The sequence below is a fragment of the Pseudomonas baetica genome, assembly GCF_051216495.1.
In the GTDB taxonomy this organism is placed as follows: Bacteria; Pseudomonadota; Gammaproteobacteria; order Pseudomonadales; family Pseudomonadaceae; genus Aquipseudomonas; species Aquipseudomonas baetica_B.
On record NZ_JBPKAM010000074.1, the window covers coordinates 11,638 to 32,394 of the forward strand.

Consider the following 20,757-nt stretch of genomic DNA (forward strand, 5'->3'; position numbering starts at 1 on the left):
CTGAGTGGAGGTGTTCATCCGGGGACTGGCGCACAGCGCCGTTCGACGCAGTCGAACACATCGCATGTAGGTGCCAGCGAAGCCAACCGGAGGGCGATGCCCCCGGATGAATGCCGGAGCGAAGGAACGCCGAGCCTTAGCGAGGGGCCGGACGCTCGGGGCGAGCCTTTTTTTGCTTATCTTTTTTTTGGCGTTTGAAAAAAAAGTAAGTCGCCGTAAGGGCGAAACCGCCAGCAGCCGTTACCGAAGAAATGGATATGTACTTGATCAAAAAAACAGGTCGGCTACCAGGCCGCCATCGCGAGCAGGCTCGCTCCTACAGTTGATCGCGGCAGGTGTATCACCATATTTCCCTGCCTAAATTCCCAGGGTGTTTCAACGTTTACAGGACAGCTCCCCGTCCCTGCCGTTCTGGAACCCTGCATGAAACGTCCCCGTCAGACCCGACGCGCCCTGCTTGTCGCACTCAGCCTGATCCCCGTCATTGCCGTCGCCGCCTGGCAGATCATCCCGCCCGGCCGTGACCAGTTCGCCACCGTGCAAGTCAGCCGCGGCGATATCGAAAGCAGTGTCACGGCATTGGGCACCCTGCAACCGAGGCGCTACGTCGACGTCGGTGCCCAGGCGTCCGGGCAGATCCACAAGATCCATGTGGAAGTCGGCGATGTGGTCAAGGAAGGCCAGTTGCTGGTGGAAATCGATCCGTCCACGCAACAGGCCAAGCTCGACGCCGGACGTTACTCCATCGAAAACCTCAAGGCGCAGCTCCAGGAACAACGGGCGCAACATGACCTCGCCCAACAGAAGTTCCAGCGCCAGCAGAACCTCAAGGCCGGCGGCGCCACCCGCGAAGAAGACGTGCAGACCGCCCAGGCCGAACTGCGCGCCACCCAGGCGCGCATCGACATGTTCCAGGCACAGATCCGTCAGGCCCAGGCCAGTCTGCGCAGTGATCAGGCCGAACTTGGCTACACGCGAATCTACGCGCCGATGTCCGGCACCGTGGTCGCCCTCGACGCCCGTGAAGGCCAGACCCTCAATGCCCAGCAACAGACGCCGTTGATCCTGCGCATCGCCAAGCTGTCGCCGATGACCGTGTGGGCCGAGGTTTCCGAAGCCGACATTGGCCACGTCAAACCCGGAATGAACGCCTGGTTCACCACCCTCAGCGGTGGCACCCGGCGCTGGAAAAGCACCGTGCGGCAAATTCTGCCGGTGCCGCCCAAGCCCCTCGACCAGACCACCCAGGGCGGCGGCAGCCCCGCCAGCTCCAGCAAAAGCGGCAGCGCCCGGGTGGTGCTGTACACCGTGTTGCTCGACGTCGACAACGCCGACAACGCACTGATGGCGGAAATGACCGCGCAGGTGTTCTTCGTCGCCGATCAGGCCAAAGACGTGCTGACTGCACCGATTGCTGCACTGCAATCAGGTACCCAAACGCATAGCCAGACGGCACAAGTCGTCGCGAAAAACGGCAGCATCGAACAACGCAACGTACGCACCGGCATCAGCGACCGCCTGCGGGTGCAGATCCTCGACGGGTTGCAGGAAGGCGATCACCTGTTGATCGGCCCGGCCGACGGGAGTGGCGGTTGAATGCAGACGCCCCTGATCGAACTGTCGGACATCCGCAAGGCCTACGGCGGTGGCGACGCTCCTGAAGTTCATGTGCTGCGCGGCATCGACCTGTCGATCCATGCCGGGGAATTCGTGGCGATCGTCGGCGCCTCCGGTTCCGGCAAATCGACGCTGATGAATATCCTCGGCTGCCTGGACCGTCCGACGTCAGGTGAGTATCGCTTCGCCGGGGAAAACGTCGCTGCGCTCGACACTGACGAGCTGGCCTGGCTGCGTCGTGAAGCCTTTGGATTCGTGTTCCAGGGTTACCACCTGATCCCGTCGGGCTCGGCCCAGGAAAACGTCGAGATGCCGGCGATCTACGCCGGTACTCCGGCCGCCGAACGCCATGCCCGCGCCGCGGCCCTGCTCGACCGCCTGGGCCTGGCCACGCGCACCGGCAACCGTCCGCACCAGCTCTCCGGTGGTCAGCAGCAGCGGGTGTCCATCGCCCGTGCCTTGATGAACGGCGGTCACATCATCCTCGCCGACGAACCCACCGGCGCCCTCGACAGCCACAGCGGCAAGGAAGTCATGGCGCTGCTCGACGAACTGGCGAGCCAGGGCCATGTGGTGATCCTGATCACCCACGACCGCGAAGTCGCGGCGCGGGCCAAACGCATCATTGAAATCCGCGACGGCCTGATCATCAGCGACAGCGCCAGGGACAACCCTGCCGTACAACACTCTGCCAATGCCGGCGCCTTGCAGGCCGTGGATTTGCGCAAGCGCCTGAGCGAAGGCGCGCAAGCCAACGGCGCCTGGAAAGGCGAACTGGTCGATGCCGTGCAAGCAGCCTGGCGTGTAATGTGGATCAACAAGTTCCGCACCGCGCTGACCCTGCTCGGGATCATCATCGGCGTGGCCTCGGTGGTGGTGATGCTGGCCGTCGGCGAAGGCAGCAAGCGCCAGGTCATGGCACAAATGGGCGCGTTCGGCTCCAACATCATTTACCTCAGCGGCTCGGCGCCCAATCCGCGAACGCCGCAGGGCATCATCACCCTGGATGAAGTCAGGGCCGTGGCGAGCCTGCCGCAAGTGATGCGGATCATGCCGGTCAATGGCCAGGAAGCCGGGGTACGTTTCGGCAACCTCGATCACTTGAGCTACGTCGGCGGCAACGACACCCATTTCCCGGCGATCTTCAACTGGCCGGTGGTCGAAGGCAGCTACTTCACCGAGGCCGACGAGCGAAACGCCGCGGCGGTGGCGGTGATCGGCCACAAGGTTCGCACCAAACTGCTCAAGGACGTGGCCAACCCTATCGGCCAATACATCCTGATCGAAAACGTGCCGTTCCAGGTGGTGGGGGTGCTGGCGGAAAAAGGCGCCAGCTCCGGCGACTCCGACAGCGACGACCGCATCGCCATCCCCTACTCCGCGGCGAGCGTGCGACTGTTCGGCACTCATAACCCCGAGTACATCGCCATTGCCGCCGCCGATGCGCGCAAGGTCAAGGAGACCGAGCAAGCCATCGAACAGCTGATGTTGCGCCTGCACAACGGCAAGAAGGATTTCGAGCTGACCAATAACGCAGCAATGATCCAGGCCGAAGCGCGCACGCAAAATACCCTGTCGCTGATGCTCGGCTCGATTGCCGCGATTTCGCTGCTGGTGGGCGGCATCGGCGTGATGAACATCATGCTCATGACCGTGCGCGAGCGGACCCGCGAGATCGGCATTCGCATGGCCACCGGTGCCCGCCAGCGCGACATCCTGCGCCAGTTCCTCACCGAGGCGGTGATGCTTTCGGTGGTCGGCGGCCTGGCCGGGATCGCCCTGGCGCTGATCGTCGGCGGCGTGCTGATCCTCATTGAAGTCGCCGTGGCGTTTTCCTTGATAGCGGTACTCGGCGCCTTCGGCTGCGCCCTGGTCACCGGTGTTGTCTTCGGCTTCATGCCGGCCCGCAAAGCTGCCCGACTCGACCCGGTCACGGCCCTTACCAGTGAATGATCTCTTGATGAAGCCGCAACTGAGTTTGCTCACCCTCTGCCTGCTTCTGGGTGCCTGTGGCACGCCTGCCCAGCGCCCGGAAAGCGGCATCGTGCCGCCCTCCTCCTGGCAATCGCCCCATGCCCAAAGCGCCGCTCGCAGCAACGCGCAATGGTGGAACCGCTTCGGCAGTCCACACCTTGCGCACCTGGTCGAACAGGCCCGCGCCGGAAGTTACGATCTGGCCGCCGCCATGGCCCGGGTGCGTCAGGCGCAGGCCGAAACGGTGGTCGCCGGTGGCTCGCAATTGCCCGAGGTGAAGGCCGGGTTGAACGCCAACCGGCAGAAGCTGCTGCGAGGCAATGGCTATAGCCAACTGGATGCCGACAGCGACAACGACGCGGTCGACTACTTCACCGCCAACCTCACGGCCAGTTACGAAATCGATTTCTGGGGCGGCCAACGCGCCTCCCGCGACAGTGCGCAATTTGCCTTGCAAGCCAGCGAGTTCGATCAGGCGACGGTGGAACTGACCTTGCTCAGTGGCGTGGCCAATACCTACGCACAAGCCTTGTCGCTGCAGGAGCAGAGCCGTATTGCCGAGCTGAACCTAGCCAACGCGCAGAGCGTGTTGCAACTGGTGCAGACCCGCTTCGATTCGGGATCGGCGACTGCCCTGGAACTAGCTCAACAGAAAAGCCTGGTGGCGGCCCAGCAACGGCAATTGCCGCTGGTGCAGCAGCAGGCCAGGGATGCCCGGATCAGTCTCGCCGCCCTGCTCGGCCGTCCGGTGCAGGACCTGTCCCTGGGCCAGGAACGCTTCGATCAACTGTCATGGCCAGCCATCGACGCTGGTGTGCCCAGCCAACTGCTGAGTCGCCGCCCGGACATTGCCAAGGCCGAAGCCGAACTGGCCGCCGCCCAAGCCGACGTTACCGTGGCCCGCGCCGCCATGTTGCCGACCGTGACCCTGAGTGCGGAAATCGGCTCCGGTGCCGATCGCGCCAACGACATCCTGCGTAGCCCCTACTACAACCTCACCGCCGGCCTTCTCGCCCCGGTGTTCAACAACGGCCGCCTCGGCGCCGAGCGCGACAAGGCCACGGCCCGTCAGGAAGAACTGCTGCAAACCTATCGCGGTGCGATCATCAGTGGCTTCGCCGACGTGGAAAAAGCCCTGAACAGCATTCGTGGGCTGGACGAACAGCGGCAGTGGCAGGGTGAGGAATTGCGCCAGGCGCAGACTGCGTTCGACATTTCGCAAAGCCGCTATCAGGCGGGTGCCGAGGATCTGCTGACGGTGCTGGAGACACAGCGCACGCTGTATGCGGCGCAGGATTTGAATGTGCAACTGCGGTTGTCGCGGTTGCAGGCGAGCATTGCGTTGTACAAGGCGCTTGGGGGTGGGTGGCAGGCTTTGTAATTGCGGTGACTATTCGGCCGTCTTCGCGAGCAGGCTCGCTCCCACAATGGGCCTATGTACATAGAACCACTGTGGGAGCGAGCCTGCTCGCGAAGGGGCCAGAACATCCAACATCACCTATCAGGCTTGACTCTGCTTGGCCTTCAAATGCCGCGCATACCAAGGCCGCCGCGGCACCTTCCGGAACAAATCCTTCAACTTCTTCTCATCCTCGCCAAAGGTAATCCGCAGCGCGAGCTTCATGGTTTCCGGGTCCATTTCCACCGACCTGCCCGCCTGCAACCCAGGCGTAGTGCTGCAACCATGGGTATCCGGTCCCAGCCACGGGTCGTCGATCTCGACCCAGCGCCCCGGGGCGAACCACGGCACGCCATTGACCTCAAGCCGGCTGACTTCCCCCGGATGAAAACGCTCATGGGCGCGGAACCAGTCCTCCAGTCGGTCGTCGATCCAGCCATGGAAATGCCAGAACACCGGGCTCACATGAGACGAAAACGGATCGCCGAGGAAGTCGTTTTCCGGGGCGAACCAGCGTGCGGAAAAGTCCGCAGGGTCGCGGGCGAACGGCACTGGCTGTCCGTTCGACGGATCGCGGGGCACCGAAGCCCAGCGCATATGCAGCCAGTCGTGCAGACCGAGTTCGACCTCTGAACCAAACTGCCCCAAGGTCAACTTGGACAGGTAACGCGGATCGCGGTACTGCGACTCCCAGACCTGGAAGTTGCTGTGATAGGTCTCGGCGGTCTTGATGTCGCTGACCCACTGCGAGTACTCGTCATCGTCCTCGGCCAACCAGGTGGGCGGCAGCGCGGTGCCGTCGTGGTTGTCGAAATAGCTGGCGAAGCCGATGCGGTCCCGGGCCAGCTCCGGTTGCGGCAAGGGGAATTGCGTCCACGACGGCAAATCCTGCAGCGAGCGCGCGGTGCCGAGCATGTGTCGGTGCATGAAGAAAAAATCCACGCCCGAACCGTTGCGATCCTTGCGCGCGCCCCGGGCATCACGCTCCTTGTCCCGCGGGCCGGGCTGCCAGCCGATGCCGCGCAAGGCATTGCGCTTGTCTTCGGGCAAGGTGTGCCATTTGTCCCGGGAGGCATGCCAGAGCTGGTGAAACAGCCGGTGTTCAGGGGACACCAGCCACGCCAACAGTGGCGCATTCAAACCGGTTCGCTCGCGGGCTTCAGGGAATACCCGTTTGACGGCGATGAAGCGATTGTCCTGGGCGGTCATCATCAATGGCCGATCCAGATCCAGCACCCGTCCGCTCAGCGAGCCGCTGCCAGCATTGCCGAACGCGGCCCAGACTTCGTCCAGGGACATGGTGAATTCGTAATCGCAGGTGCCATTGACGCTGAGCAGCCGCCAACTCAGCTGCGCTGATTTAGCACCGGCCAGATCACCGAGCACCCGATAACGCGGCGCCTCGCTGGAACGCAAACGCTCGGCAGTGTCGAGAAAACCGATCAGCCCGCGCCCCTTGTGGCCGATGTCGAGAAACACTTCCAGCCCGTCCAGCGGCAGGCCTTCAAGCCCGGCATCGCGCCCTTCGAAACGGATCTGCCAGACACCGCGCAGGGTGTCCGCCAAGCGCTGGCCGGCAACATCCGCGACATCGAACGACGCTTCGCCGGGGGTGATCGTCGGATCCGGTTTCGTCCATTGGCGATGCCCATAAAAAGCCGCTGGCACGGCAGCGCCAGTCAGCGCCAGGCCCGCCATGAACCATCGTCGAGAAATCGTCATTGCCCTACCTGTGTCAGCCATGGAAGCAGGCCTTATCCCAGCTAGAACGTTTGTTGCCCTCACAAATTTAAAAGCATCGCTGGCAAGCCAGCTCCCACAGGAATCGGTGGTGTACACAGAATGCGTGAACACCACTGGCCACTGTGGGAGCTGGCTTGCCAGCGATGAGGCCCGCACAGGCACTAAATTCCTCCCCCGCTGACTCGTTCCTCCCAGATAGCAAAGCCACCGTGGCCAACTGACTGAGACGGCAATGACAAAACCACGCTCGAAAAAGGCTCTTTTCATCGGCCTGCCGCTGGCCCTGGCGATCAGCGCCGGTGCAGGCTTCGCGGCCTGGGATTACTGGTTCAAGGACAACCCCGGCTACCCGGTCAAGGTGATGAATCAGGCCGATGAACTGCACGAGCGCCTGCTCTCGTTCGACAGCCACATCACCGTACCCATGGACTTCGGCACTGCCGGCAATGAAGCGGATAAGGACGGTAGCGGTCAGTTCGACCTGGTCAAGACCGGGCGCGGGCGCCTGTCCGGCGCAGCCCTGACGATCTTCGGCTGGCCAGAGATCTGGAACGGCCCCAACGCGCCGCACCGCCCGACTGCCGGTTTCATCGAAGAAGCACGTTTCGAACAGGAAACCCGCTACAAGATCATCACTACGATGGTCCGCGACTACCCCAACCAGGTCGCCATCGCCTACACCCCCGATGACTTCCGCCGCCTGCACGGCGAAGGCAAGTTCGCGATCTTCATGAGCATGCTCAACGCCTACCCGCTGGGCAACGACCTCAATGCCCTGGACAAATGGGCCGCTCGGGGCATGCGCATGTTCGGCTTCAGCTATGTGGGCAACAACGCCTGGGCCGACTCATCGCGACCACTGCCGTTTTTCAATGATTCCCGGGACGCCCTCGGCGGCCTGTCGGAGATTGGCAAGCAGGCCGTGCATCGCCTCAATGACCTCGGGGTGATCATCGACGTGTCGCAGATGTCGACCAAGGCTCTGGAGCAAGTCGCGCTGTTGAGCCGCACGCCGATGGTGGCGTCCCACTCCGCGCCTCGTGGCCTCGTGGACATTCCACGCAACCTCAGCGATCAGGAAATGCAATTGATCAAGAACAGCGGCGGCGTGGTGCAGATCGTCGGCTTCCCGACCTACATCAAGCCGTTGAGCCAGGCCACCCAGGACAAACTCAACGCCCTGCGTGCGCGCTTCGACCTGCAACCGCTGCAAGGCCTGGAGATGGCGCTGATGCCGGGCGACCCGGTGATCACCGTCTGGTCCGAGCAGCGTTTCGGCGAGTACGCCAGCCAGCTCTACGCCATCGTCGACGAAGAACCCAAGGCCACCCTCAAGGACTACGGCGACGCGATTGATTATGCGGTGAAGAAAATCGGCATCGACCATGTCGGCATCAGCTCCGACTTCAACGATGGCGGCGGCCTCGATGGCTGGAAGGACGTCAGCGAGGCCCGCAACGTGACCGCCGAGCTGATCAGCCGCGGTTATAGCGAGGCCGATATCGCCAAGCTCTGGGGCGGCAATTTCCTGCGGGTCTGGGATCAGGTCGAGAAGTCCGCCCGGCCTGTGGCGAAAAACTGATTCTCCCTTTGCACAAGCGAACCGAAGCCATGACCAACCGTCGTTCATTCCTCAAGCAGGCGGGCATTCTCGCCGCCGGTTTACCCCTGACTGCCGGTGTGAGCCTGCCAGCGTTCGCGGGCAACCCTGCGCCGTTGCCCAAGGGCAAATGGATGCAGTTGCGCCAACTGTTCAATCAGGACCCGGACTACCTGCACTTCGCCAATTTCCTGGTGACCTCGCATCCCACACCGGTACGCAACGCCATCGAGATGCACCGCGCCAACATCGACCGCAACCCTGGTCGCGCCATGGACTGGGACCTGCAGGAAACAGAGAAACGCGAGCACAACGTGCGGGTCTGGGCCGGTCGCTACCTCAACGCCACGCCTGAGCAGATCGCCCTCACCGGCAGCACCACCGAAGGCCTGTCGATGATTTACGGCGGTATCCATGTCCGTCCGGACCAAGAGATTCTGGTCAGCGAACACGAGCATTACTCGACCAACTACACCCTGGAATATCGCCAGCAACGCCAGGGCACGAAAGTGCGCAAGCTCAAGCTGTTCGAAAACAGCCGCGACGTTTCCGTGGACGAAGTGCTGGGCTCGATTGCCAAAGGCATCCGCCCCGAGACCCGTGTGCTGGGCATGACCTGGGTGCAATCGGGCAGTGGCGTGAAGCTTCCGATCGGCGAAATCGGCAAGCTGGTCGAAGAGCTGAATCGCCAGCGCGACGAGAAGGACCGCATTCTGTATGTGGTCGACGGCGTGCACGGTTTTGGTGTCGAGGATCTCGAGTTTCCCGACATGCACTGCGACTTCTTCATCGCCGGCACCCACAAATGGATGTTCGGCCCCCGTGGCACCGGGATCATTTGTGCCCGCTCCGCCGAGCTCAAGGACGTCACGCCGATCATTCCGACCTTCTCCGAAGCCACCACCTTCTCGACCATCATGACCCCCGGCGGCTATCACAGTTTTGAACATCGCTGGGCGGCGGACGAGGCGTTCAAATTGCATCTGGATTTGGGCAAGGCCGAGGTGCAAAAGCGTATTCACGAACTCAACACCTACGCCAAGAATCGCCTGCTGGAACAGCCGCGAATCGAACTGGTCACGCCGCAAAGCCCCGAGCTGTCCGCCGGTTTCACCTTCTTCCGGGTCAAGGAGCTGGATTGCGAGAAAGTCGCCACCGGGTTGATGCAAAACCACGTGGTCTGCGACGCGGTGGAGCGCGACGCCGGCCCCGTGGTGCGCATCGCCCCGGGCCTGCTCAACAGCGAAAACGAAATAGACCGCTTCATGGCCTTGCTCAACAAAACCGCCTGACGGCCCCTTCTTTTCTGTAGGAGCGAGCATGCTCGCTCCTACAGGGTTCGCTTCATTTAATCGAGATGACTCATGAGCTTTTATTCATTGCCTTTCTCCGCCTTGGTGGTTGCCCTCCTGTCGACGGCTACCCAAGCCGCCACCCCACCGCCCCCCGGCAAAGTCTTCAAGGACTGCAAGAACTGCCCGGAAATGGTCGTACTCCCCGCCGGCACCTTCACCATGGGCACCCCGGACGATGAAGTCGGTCGTGAGCCCGATGAAGGGCCGATGCATGACGTGACCTTTGCCAAGCCTTTCGCCATGAGCCGCTTCCAGATCACCGCCGGTGAGTGGGACAGCTACATCAAGGAAAGCGGCGTGGTCATCGCCAACGGCGATACCCGGCCCGGTCGCGAGTGCATTGCCAGCAAGCCGCGTTATCCACAGAGCCCGCGCCAGCCGGCGGTGTGCATGAATTTCGACGACGTGAAAAACTACGTCGCCTGGCTCTCGAAGAAGACCGGGCAGAATTACCACATGGTCAGCGAGGCCCAACGCGAATACGCCGCCCGTGGCGGCACCAAGGGCCCGTTCCCCTTCCCGTTCGATGAAGGCAAGGAATACAGCATCGCCAAACACGCCAACACCTACGGCCCCACGGATGGCTACAGCTACAGCTCGCCCGTGGGCAGCTACCCGCCCAACGCCTTCGGCATGTACGACATGCACGGCAACGTCTACGAATGGGTCGAGGACTGCGAGCACCCGAACTACATCGGCGCCCCCACCGACGGCAGCGCCTGGCTGGAACCCAATTGCGAAGCCGTGCGCATCCGCGGCAATGACTGGGGTGAAGCGCCGGTGTTCTCCCGCTCCGGCAACCGCAACAGCCAGTACCCGCAGGAACGCGGCGACTGGATGGGCTTTCGTGTCGTGCGCGATCTCTAACCCACACCCGTCCCCCTGTAGGAGCGAGCATGCTCGCGATGGTCGTTAACGATAACGCGGGATACCTGACTATCCGCGGTGCCTGGGCGTCCATCGCGAGCATGCTCGCTCCTACAGGGGTTGGTGACACCCTCTAAATTAACCCCACCACCAGACGTTCTACTGGGTATCTGCCTTCCGACCCAAGGAACTGTCTTCCATGACCCAGCCCACCCGAGGCGCCATCGGCGAATTGTTCGCCCTGCTCAAACCCTTTCGACTCATCGTCACCACCTCCATTGTCCTGGGCATGGTCGGCGGCCTGAGCGTCACGGTGCTGCTGGCGACCATCAACAATGCCCTGCATTCCGACAGCGGCCTGACCCAGGGCGTGGTCGCGCTGTTCGCCGGGCTGTGCCTGCTGGCGCTGGCCAGTTCGATCTGCTCGGACATCGGCACCAACTACGTCGGCCAGCACATCATCGCCAAGCTGCGCAAACAGCTGGGCGAGAAGGTGCTGTCGGCGCCGATCGAACAGATCGAACGCTATCGCAGCCATCGCCTGATTCCGGTACTGACCCACGACGTCGACACCATCAGCGACTTCGCCTTCGCCTTCGCGCCGCTGGCGATTTCCGTCACCGTGACCCTCGGCTGCATGGGCTACCTGGCGATGCTGTCGTGGCCGATGTTCCTGATCATGATCGCCGCGATCCTGATTGGCACCGCGATCCAGGCCTACGCCCAGAGCAAGGGCGTGCAGGGTTTCATGGCCGCCCGCGACGCCGAAGACGAACTGCAAAAGCACTACAACGCGATTGCCGAAGGTGCCAAGGAACTGCGCATTCACCGCCCGCGCCGCCAGCGCATGTTCACCTCGGGCATCAAGGGCACCGCCGAATTCATCTGCAACACCCAGGTGCGTTCGATCAACACCTTCGTCATCGCCAAGACCTTCGGCTCGATGCTGTTCTTCGTGGTCATCGGCCTGGCCCTGGCCCTGCAAACCTTCTGGCCGAGCGCCGACAAGACGGTGATGAGCGGCTTCGTGCTGGTGCTGCTGTACATGAAAGGCCCACTGGAGCACCTGATCAGCACCCTGCCGATCGTCAGTCGCGCGCAGATCGCCTTCCGCCGCATCGCCGAATTGTCCGAACAGTTTTCCACCCCTGAAGCGCATCTGCTGCTCAGTGATCAGGGCAACGTCAAGCCGGTCGTGCACGAACTGCAACTGGCGGATGTGCGCTACGCCTTCCCGTCGGTGGACGGTGCTGCGCCGTTCCAGTTGGGGCCGGTCAACCTGACGATCAAACAGGGCGACATCACCTTCATCGTCGGCGAGAACGGTTGCGGCAAGACCACGCTCATCAAATTGCTGCTGGGCCTGTATACGCCGCAACAGGGACAGATCCAGGTCAACGGCGAAGCCATCGACGCACAGAACCGCGACGACTATCGCCAACTGTTCACCACCATCTTCGCCGACTACTACCTGTTCGACGACGTGGTCCAGGGCGACACGCAGATTCCGGAAGACGCCAACAAGTACCTGCAACGCCTGGAGATCGCGCACAAGGTCAGCGTCAAGGACGGCAACTTCACCACCACCGACCTCTCCACCGGCCAACGCAAGCGTCTGGCGCTGGTCAACGCCTGGCTGGAAGAACGCCCGGTACTGGTGTTCGACGAATGGGCCGCCGACCAGGACCCGACCTTCCGCCGGATCTTCTACACCGAGCTGCTGCCGGATCTCAAACGCCTGGGCAAGACCATCATCGTGATCTCCCACGATGACCGGTATTTCGATGTGGCAGACCAGTTGGTGCGAATGGAGAGCGGTCGGGTGGTCACTGAGCTGACCCCCGCCTGACCACACTTTCGAGACCTTGTGCAGAACCTGTGGGAGCTGGCTTGCCAGCGATAGCGGTGGGTCAGTCAGCATCAATGTTGAATGTGATGACCCCATCGCTGGCAAGCCAGCTCCCACAGGGTTCTGGGAACTATTTGAATCCACGGGAAAATTATTTTTCCGGTTTCCCGCCAGCGCCCCGTCTTAATAATCATTCCCATTAACAAAAACTCTGCACGACACTTTTTCAGGAGCACAGGCAAGTAATGCGATCCCTTCCACGCCGCACACCTCTCGCGCTGGCCGTACAGCGTCCTTCTCTGCATCGAACCCTGTTGGCCAGTGTGCTGACCGCCACCTTGCTGGGGAGCACGATGGCCGCCGCAGCACCTGTAAAAGTGAGCATTGCCGTGCAGCCGCTGTCCAGCGCGCTGACCGAACTGGGCATGCAGACCAACCTGCAGATCCTCTACAGCCCGGATCAGGTGGCCGGCATCAAGTCCCGCGCCGTGTCCGGTTCGCTGGAGCCCTCCGCGGCTTTGGCCGAGATGCTCAAGGGCACCGGCATTTCGTTCCAGATCAACGGCAACAGCGTGACCCTGATTTCCGGTGGTTCCTCGAGCCTGCAATTGGGCGCGACCACCATTTCCGGCCAGGCCCTGGGCCTGGTCACCGAAGACACCGGTTCCTACACCACCGGCGCCACCACCACCGCCACCAAGCTGCCGCTGACCATCCGCGAAACCCCGCAATCGGTCACCGTGGTCACCCGTCAATTGATGGACGATCAGGGCGCAAAGAGCGTGGGTGATGTCCTGCGCAACACGCCGGGCGTCACCATGCAAAAGTACGACAGTGACCGTACCGAGTTTTCCGCCCGTGGCTTTGCCATCACCAACTTTCAATACGACGGCGTCAACATCCCTTACGACGGCGTTTACGGTGAAAACCCGAACAACACCGACGACGCCGCCAGCCTGGATCGCATCGAAGTCATCAAGGGCGCGACCGGTCTGATGACCGGCGCCGGTGACCCGTCCGCTACCGTGAACCTGGTGCGCAAGAAACCGACCAAGGATTTCAAGGCTTCGGTCAGCGCCACCGCCGGTTCCTGGGACAACTACCGCACCGAAGGCGACATCTCCGGCTCGCTGAACGATACCGGCAGCGTGCGCGGTCGCTTCGTCGGCGCCTTGCAGGACAAGGACTCCTACATCGACCACTACAGCCAGAAACGGGATCTGTACTACGGCATCCTCGAAGCCGACCTGACCGACGACACCCTGTTGACCCTGGGTGTGGACAAGTCCAGCGCGACCCCGCGCGGCAGTTCCTGGACCGGTAACTCGCCGTTCTTCACCGACGGCGGTCGCACCGACTTCTCCCGCAGCTTCAACCCGGGCGCCGACTGGAGCCGTCGCGATTTCGACAGCACCACTTACTTCGCCTCCCTGGAGCAAGCGCTGGCCAACGACTGGAAGCTCAAGCTCAGCCTCGACCAGAAAACCACCGATCACGACACCCAACTGGCCTCGGCCAGCGGCGGCAACCCGGACCGCGCCACCGGCGAAGGCATGTTCTTCTATTGGGGTCGCTGGGAAGGCCATCGTGTACAGAACACCGCTGACATCAACGTCTCCGGCCCCTTCTCCCTGGGCGGCCGCGAGCATGAACTGGTGGCAGGTTTCATGACCTCCCATTCCCGCCAGACCGGCGCCACCTACGACACCAGCGCCTTCGAACTGGTGCCGGGCAACATCTTCGACTGGGAAGGCCACATCGCCAAACAGGAGTTCCCGAAAAACGGCAAGTACGAGCGCACCCAAAGCCAGAACGGCCTCTACCTGGCCACGCGCCTGCGTCCGACCGACGACCTGTCGTTCATCCTCGGTGGCCGCCTGAGCACCTACAAGTACAACGAGGACTACAACTACTACGCGGACGCCAACCTGGCCGACACCCACGCCAGCTACAAGGAACACGGCGTGGTCACGCCTTACGCCGGTGTGGTCTATGACCTGGACGATACCTACTCGGTCTACGCCAGCTACACCAGCATCTACCAGCCGCAGATCTACAAGGACGCCAGCGGAAAGACCCTGGAGCCGGTTGAAGGCAACAGCTACGAAACCGGTCTGAAAGCGGCCTATTTCGAAGGTCGCCTGAACGCCAGCCTGGCCCTGTTCCGTATCGAACAGGACAACGTTGCCCAGTACGTCACCACCAACACCGACACTGGCCAGGACGTCTACAAACCAATCTCCGGCGCAACCACCGAAGGTCTGGAACTGGAAATGGCCGGCGAACTGGCCGAAGGCTGGAACGTCTCGGCCGGCTACACCTACGCCCGTACCCGCGACGAAGACGAACAACGCATCTTCGGCTTCCCGCTGGCCACCACCAAGCCGGAACACGTGATCCGCACCTTTACCACCTACCGCCTGCCGGGCGCCCTGGACCAGTTCACCGTCGGTGGCGGCGTCAGCTGGCAGAGCGCGTTCTACGGCCAGACCTTCAACCCGAACGTGGATGGCGCCGGCAACGGCTCCACGGTCAACCTCAAGCAAGGCGGCTACACCCTCGTCGACCTGATGACCCGCTATCAGTACGACGAACACCTGAGCTTCACCGCCAACGCCAACAACGTCTTCGACAAAAAGTACCTGACGGGCCTGGGCAACTTCGGCACCACCTTCTACGGCGAGCCGCGCAACTTCCAGCTGACGGCGAAGTACGACTTCTGAGTCGACTGAGCTGAAATGAAAAATGCCCGCGTTGAGAGATGCGGGCATTTTTTGTCTGTGGGATTTTTGGTGATTGTCAGTCAGTCTTCGCGAGCAGGCTCGCTCCCACAGGGGATCGGTGGTGAATGTAAATTCAGGGTTCACTGGAGATCAATTGTGGGAGCGAGCCTGCTCGCGAAGGCGATGGACAAAACACAATGAATCCGGATCAACCACCGGTTACACAGGCGACTCAATCCGATCCAACGCCCGATTCACCGCCAACTCCCCCAACATGATCACCTGGGCAATCCCCAACAACGCATTGCGACTCGTCCCCTCGATACGATCCGCCAGATCCAGGGTCATGACATTGGCCGATGCCAGCGACTCGCAGGCATGGGCCAGCAGGGTTTGCGTGTCGAGGTCAGGGTTGACGAAGAAGGTGGTGTCGAGTGTGCGGGGGGTGGCGTTGATGTCGGCGGCTGAGGGGATGCGGTCAGGATCGGTTTCCGGGGGATTGGGCGTTGGCTTGAACATAGTGAAACTCCATATGGGAACTGATGGAGCCATCACCCTCGCTACCAAACGAAGGGTGGTGACCATACGAAGGTTGGTAGACCGGCCCATATGGCAAACCCGGCGCACCCGAGGGTGCCCTGCGCATGGTCACCATAGAAAGGTGACGCTGTGCGCCATATCAGGACGGGCTACCAAACCCGATCGCTGTCTTTTTCAGCGACCGGCAAACGATAAAACCCGGCCCCAAGGCGCACAAGCCGGCGGATTCTGGCGTAACTGTAGGTAGCGGCGCAATAAACTGTGGCTTTCATCAAGTAACCGGCCGGCCTTTTAAACACGCCAAAATCTACGCGGCAAAAGCACCAGAACGCGGTCGAACTCCCCCTCTCTTCGCTCCACTGTAAAAATTCCGACAGACCCCACGCACCCGAACCATAGCCGCGTCCTACACACATCAAGGAAGCATCCTATTTCAACCGTTGTCAGCTTGCAGAAAGCTGTCGGTCGCTTGAACGAGGATGGAATGCCACCAGCCCCAAGTAAGGTCACCCCGAAATACGGCCCCGCAAGCATCCCGATCTCGGCAACATTCAACACCACTGAAATGAGCAACAAAGAGAGATGCCTGTGATGAAAATAAACAAGGAAAAAAATAATGCGATGGTTGCTCTGTATTTTGTTGCTGACATTATTCGGATGCACTTCAGCGGACAATGAAATAGCCGGAGGCAATATAGAAGCGGTCAACCATACGACTCAGGGGATTAATTGGTTGTCGGTAAATGGGTATCGCGTTCATGGCGGTGGTGGAAGTTCGTGCTGCATCATGATGCCGACCAAGTGGCGTCCCGGATTGAAGGCTCATATTGAATGGGAAGTTGATCCAGATCCATATGCTGATTCTCCGCCACTAGGAACAGATGAGTTCCGAAGCTTCATGATAAAACACAAATCGCATTACAGAATTCACAGCACCACTGTAGATATTCCAGAGTGGCCAGGTACAGAGTCGTGCGACCTGAAAGTGCATTTCTTAACCTGCAACCGTGTGAAGATTACGACTGCCTGCTCGGTACATGGACAACCAAACTACCCAATCAATGAACCCATGCAGATGAAGGAACCAACTGTATGTCCAGGAAGAAACTAAGAGTGCGGTGGTTGTTTGGCGGGTTGGCTTTGATATTGCTCGGTTGCACTTCTGCGGATAATGAAATGGCCGGAGGGAATATCCAGGCGATCAATCATACCGTGCATGGCATTAACTGGTTGTCGGTCAATGGTTACCGCGCTGACGGCGGTGGTGGGCGGTCATGTTGCATTGTCATGCCAATCAAGTGGCGCCCCGGTTTGAAGGCTCATATTGAATGGGAAGTTGATCCAGATCCATTTGCAGTCTCTCCGCCTTTAGGAACGGATGAATTCAGAGCTTTCATGATTAAACATAAGGCTAAATATAGGCATTACAGCACCACATTAAATATTCCAGAGTGGCCCGGTACGGAGTCGTGCGACTTGAAGGTTCATTTTTTTGACATGCAACCAAATTAAGATCACTACTTCGTGCTGGCCCCCTGATTCACAGCACTACCCAATCAAAGAACCAACCGAGATGAAGGAACCATCCGTATGTCAAAAATGAAAGAAAGCTCAAAGGCTAAAGCCTGGGCTCCACCAGTGTTCCCTGTAGAGGGGCGCCTTCCAGCCGATGTTCGGGCCGTCACAAACAATTATAAAAAGCACCTTTATGAGGAGAATCTTTTCCAACGGACACCTGATGCTCAAGGGCAGCACTCACAACTTTTCTGTTGTTGCCACAGCCTGCACATCAGCCTTTTTTTCGATGGCACGAACAACAATGACAACAACGACACCAAGAACAATCATCCGAGCAACATCGCCAAGCTGTTCCATGCTTCGCTTCAAGGTACTGAGGCCAAAAAAAACGGTTACTTTTCCTACTACATGCCCGGTGTTGGCACACCCTTCCCTGAAATTGGTGAGCTGGATTACAGCGAACAAGGGCTAAGGGATGCCACCGGCGGTGAAGACCGTATCAACTGGGCTCTGGTTTCCGTCTTTGACGCCTTACATACGGCGCTTAACAGGACGCCGCTATCTCAGGAGCGTCGTGCGAAAGCTGTCGAAGCCATGAGTACCTGGAAAGCCCCGCTGATGTTCGGTGTCGGCCCCAGCAAGCGGCGCCGGGTGATGAAGGAAGTGCTCGGCCCTCTGCTAGAACGCGTGGAGCGGGCCACACCCAAGGTATTGGGCGTCAAGCTGTTCGTATACGGCTTCTCTCGCGGTGCAGCCGAAGCCCGCACCTTCGTCACCTGGCTCAGCCAGTTGTTCGAAACCCCGGAGGGCGCCGAGTTGCCGTCACAAAGCCTGATCGGCCTGCCGGTGAGCGTCGAATTCCTCGGCGTGCTGGACACCGTGGCCTCAGTGGGCATCGCCCACGTAGCACCGTTTTTCTCCGGGCACATGGACTGGGCCGATGACACCCAACTGCTGCCGGAGGCGAAAACCTTCCCGAACTTCGTCAAATGCTGCCGGCATTTCGTTGCGGCTTTCGAACAGCGTGCGTGTTTTCCGCTTGATTCCATTCGCAACGAGGATGGTCAGTACCCACCTAATACCTATGAGGTGGTGTATCCCGGCGTGCACTCCGATGTCGGGGGTGGTTACCCGCAGAATGATCAGGGCAAGGCTCGCGGAGGCATCAATGAATTGGTGTCGCAGATTGTCCTGCATGACCTGTATGCCGAAGCCTTTGCGGCAGGTGCTCCGCTGCAGGTGCCAGAAGTGGCACTGCCGGAAACTCTACGCAGTCAGAAGGCGTGGCGAATACTGGAGCTGGATACAAAAGAAGAATTCGACATCAACCCCCAAGTCATCGAACGCTTTAACGCCTGGCGCCATACCCTCCCCGGCGTAACCCCCGAAGCCCCCTCCAACCCCTCACCTTCGCAATACCTGCCACAACAACTAAGCACCACAGTGGAAGACACCTTGGCCGATCAACTGGGCTGGATCACCGGCTGGCGCATTGGCCGATATGCCAACGATTCGCTGCAAGACAACGACAGCTATAAACACCAACCTTTCTTCACCCAGGCCAAGGAGGCAACAGTCGAGGAAGCCGACAGCGGGCGCGAGAATTTCAAGAAACAGCAAGCGATCGCCCTGGGTAATCGTCTGAAATCACCCGAGGCGGCAACGAATTATCCCGGCCCGCCGATCTATGAGCCGCAAATCGACAAAACCCAGCTCAGCCAGGCCGCCGCTGAGTTCAAGCGCGACTACCGGGGCCTCAAGCGCGAGCAGACCCACTGGAGCGCCGAAATCACCGATGTGCTGTTGCGCGACACGATCTACCTGCTCAACCAGAACGACGAGGCACAGGATCATGCGGCCATTCGCGAAGCGGGCGAGCGGCGAGCCAGGCAATTGTTTAGTAACGACAGGGGTACACCGAGCAAGGATCCGCTCATGACCTTGGTGGTCGCACTGCTCGATGACCAGGTGCACGACTCACGCGCCTGGTTCATGCATGAGAAGCTGAAATCACGAGAGCTGTGGGCCGGTTACTTCTTCTATCGCATGACCTTTTTCGGCAACGACAGCAGCCGCGCCCTGTCACCCGTGGTGGTGGCCGGTCGGCTATTGGGCGTGGCGATGCTGGCCGGGGCCACGGTGTATGGCATCAAGCGCGGCGGCGCGCTGGGCGGCGTCGGTGGACTGGTTGCGGGAATCGGCGGGGCGACCATCGGCTATCAGGTCATCGACAAGGCCAGCGGCCTGGCTCTGCCGTTCCTGCCCGAGGCCGAGCAACTCCTGCAACCGACCCTTCACATTGGTCAGGTGGTAACCGGGCTGAAGCAGCAAATTGTTCAGGACGACTATGCCCAGCGTATTGATCGCACCACTGCGATGTTGCGTGAGATGGGCAGCCTGTTCGAGCTTGACGAGAAGGTCGACTGATACTTGGATCATTCCCGCGCTTCGCGTGGGAATGATCTGCCGTCACCTCACAACCACCCCCGCACCCACCCCGCCACCTCCCCGTGAATCCCCTCCACCTCCCCCAACAACCCCGCCATCCGCAAGAAGTCATGGGTCATCCCCGGCTGCTGCAGCAACGTCACTTCATTCCCCGCCGCCCGCAATCGCTCCGCATACGCCAGCCCTTCGTCATGCAACGGATCATGCCCGGCCAAATACACCAGCGCCGGGGCGATGCCCGACAGATCGTCGGCCAACAACGGTGAGCAACGCCAGTCCGCAAGATCTGCCGGCGTGCGGGCGTAGTGCGCGTAAAACCAATCCAGCGTGGGAGTCTCCAGCAGGTAGCCTTCGGCGAAATCCCGGTGCGAGGCCCGATGGGTGGTGGCGTCGGTGACGGGGTACACCAGCAGTTGGGCTTTGGGTTTGAGGGCCAGTTCTTCGGGTTGGCGTACGGCGATCATCGATAGCACCGTGGCCAGGGTCGCGCCGACGCTGTCGCCGGCCAACGCCACCCGCATGGCATCCAAACCGTGGGCTGCACCTTCGCGCACCAGCCAGTTGCCGGCGTCGCAGGCGTCTTGTACCGGGGTCGGGAATTTCCATTCCGGTGCCAGGCGGTAATCCACAGTCAGCAGGGCGAAGCCGCCCTGGGCGGTCAGGCGACGGCATAGTGCGTCGTGGGAAATGAGGCTGCCGACCACGTAGCCGCCGCCGTGGAAGTAGAGCATCACCGGTTGCAGGCCATCGGCCGCCGGGCCGTTGCGATACAGGCGCGCGGGCAGGTTGTGACCGTCGCGGGCGGGGATGGTGAAGTTTTCGACGGTGATGGTGTCCAGCGGCACGTCGAGAAAGCCTGAGGCGGCTTCGAAGTCGATCCGTGCCTGTTGTGGGGTTTGTTCGTGCATGGGGCGGCTTTTGCCGGTGAGGCGGCCGAATTCGGCGAGTTCGAGGAAGGCTTCAAGTTCTGGCAGTACGGGCATGGGGAGGAATCCTTTTACACAAAGAGGTCAATGATCGGCGCTAAAACTGTGGGAGCGGGGGGGGGGGGGGGAGGGGGGGGGGAGGGAAAAACGAAGGGAGAGGGGAGGAACTCCGTCCACTGGCAATGGTACTTCACATGG

The 20,757-nt window shown here is 60.9% G+C and carries 13 protein-coding genes and 1 pseudogene; 11 read left to right on the forward strand and 3 right to left on the reverse strand.

Features of this window, described 5'->3' with window-relative positions; all coding sequences use genetic code 11:
• The first annotated feature begins 423 nt into the window (after positions 1 to 423).
• From ACSFE6_RS22550 to ACSFE6_RS22560, 3 genes are read left to right on the forward strand one after another with little or no spacing between them, the layout of a single operon-like run.
• Positions 424 to 1,596, forward strand: a complete 1,173-nt coding sequence (locus ACSFE6_RS22550; protein WP_435429649.1) for an efflux RND transporter periplasmic adaptor subunit — start codon at positions 424 to 426, stop codon at positions 1,594 to 1,596.
• Entirely contained in the window at positions 1,597 to 3,570 is a 1,974-nt protein-coding gene (locus ACSFE6_RS22555; protein WP_435429650.1) for a MacB family efflux pump subunit, read from the forward strand.
• 7 nt (positions 3,571 to 3,577) lie between these two features.
• The gene (locus ACSFE6_RS22560) at positions 3,578 to 4,972 is read left to right on the forward strand and encodes an efflux transporter outer membrane subunit (RefSeq protein ID WP_435429651.1); all 1,395 of its coding nucleotides are present in this window, start codon (positions 3,578 to 3,580) and stop codon (positions 4,970 to 4,972) included.
• A gap of 120 nt (positions 4,973 to 5,092) precedes the next feature.
• Here the strand turns inward: ACSFE6_RS22560 and pvdP are convergent, their stop codons facing one another.
• Positions 5,093 to 6,712 carry a pyoverdine maturation tyrosinase PvdP gene (gene pvdP, locus ACSFE6_RS22565; RefSeq protein WP_435429652.1) on the reverse strand — a complete coding sequence of 540 codons (1,620 nt, stop codon included), beginning with the start codon at positions 6,710 to 6,712 and terminating at the stop codon, positions 5,093 to 5,095.
• A gap of 253 nt (positions 6,713 to 6,965) precedes the next feature.
• Between pvdP and pvdM the strand changes: the two genes are divergently transcribed.
• The 5 genes from pvdM (at position 6,966) to ACSFE6_RS22590 (ending at position 15,127) form a co-directional block, all read left to right on the forward strand.
• On the forward strand, positions 6,966 to 8,315 hold the full coding sequence (gene pvdM / locus ACSFE6_RS22570) for a pyoverdine-tailoring dipeptidase-like protein PvdM (RefSeq protein ID WP_435429653.1): 1,350 nt from the start codon (positions 6,966 to 6,968) through the stop codon (positions 8,313 to 8,315).
• Positions 8,316 to 8,344: 29 nt separating this feature from the next.
• Positions 8,345 to 9,625, forward strand: a complete 1,281-nt coding sequence (gene pvdN / locus ACSFE6_RS22575) for a pyoverdine-tailoring periplasmic protein PvdN (protein WP_435429654.1) — start codon at positions 8,345 to 8,347, stop codon at positions 9,623 to 9,625.
• A 72-nt stretch (positions 9,626 to 9,697) separates the two neighbouring features.
• The gene (pvdO, locus tag ACSFE6_RS22580; RefSeq protein ID WP_435429655.1) at positions 9,698 to 10,555 is read left to right on the forward strand and encodes a dihydropyoverdine dehydrogenase; all 858 of its coding nucleotides are present in this window, start codon (positions 9,698 to 9,700) and stop codon (positions 10,553 to 10,555) included.
• A 199-nt stretch (positions 10,556 to 10,754) separates the two neighbouring features.
• A complete protein-coding gene (locus tag ACSFE6_RS22585) occupies positions 10,755 to 12,404 on the forward strand; it encodes a cyclic peptide export ABC transporter (protein WP_435429656.1) in 1,650 nt (549 codons plus the stop codon).
• Positions 12,405 to 12,649: 245 nt separating this feature from the next.
• Positions 12,650 to 15,127: a TonB-dependent siderophore receptor gene (locus tag ACSFE6_RS22590; RefSeq protein ID WP_435429657.1), complete on the forward strand. Its 2,478-nt coding sequence runs from the start codon at positions 12,650 to 12,652 to the stop codon at positions 15,125 to 15,127.
• A gap of 219 nt (positions 15,128 to 15,346) precedes the next feature.
• Here ACSFE6_RS22590 and ACSFE6_RS22595 read toward each other — a convergent pair whose 3' ends face one another.
• A complete protein-coding gene (locus ACSFE6_RS22595; protein WP_435429658.1) occupies positions 15,347 to 15,646 on the reverse strand; it encodes a DUF6124 family protein in 300 nt (99 codons plus the stop codon).
• 637 nt (positions 15,647 to 16,283) lie between these two features.
• Between ACSFE6_RS22595 and ACSFE6_RS22600 the strand changes: the two genes are divergently transcribed.
• The 3 genes and pseudogenes from ACSFE6_RS22600 to ACSFE6_RS22610 all read left to right on the forward strand — a co-directional run bounded on the left by ACSFE6_RS22600 (position 16,284) and on the right by ACSFE6_RS22610 (position 19,612).
• Positions 16,284 to 16,778, forward strand: coding sequence for a DUF3304 domain-containing protein (locus ACSFE6_RS22600; protein WP_435429659.1), 495 nt, complete (start codon positions 16,284 to 16,286; stop codon positions 16,776 to 16,778).
• Positions 16,760 to 17,270 (forward strand): annotated as a pseudogene (locus ACSFE6_RS22605) (DUF3304 domain-containing protein). The gene ACSFE6_RS22600 and the pseudogene ACSFE6_RS22605 overlap by 19 nt, the downstream one beginning before the upstream one ends.
• The gene (locus ACSFE6_RS22610) at positions 17,258 to 19,612 is read left to right on the forward strand and encodes a T6SS phospholipase effector Tle1-like catalytic domain-containing protein (RefSeq protein WP_435429660.1); all 2,355 of its coding nucleotides are present in this window, start codon (positions 17,258 to 17,260) and stop codon (positions 19,610 to 19,612) included. Before ACSFE6_RS22605 ends, ACSFE6_RS22610 begins: the two are co-directional and overlap by 13 nt.
• A 47-nt stretch (positions 19,613 to 19,659) precedes the next feature.
• Here the strand turns inward: ACSFE6_RS22610 and ACSFE6_RS22615 are convergent, their stop codons facing one another.
• Entirely contained in the window at positions 19,660 to 20,616 is a 957-nt protein-coding gene (locus ACSFE6_RS22615; protein ID WP_435429661.1) for an alpha/beta hydrolase, read from the reverse strand.
• Positions 20,617 to 20,757 lie beyond the last annotated feature (141 nt).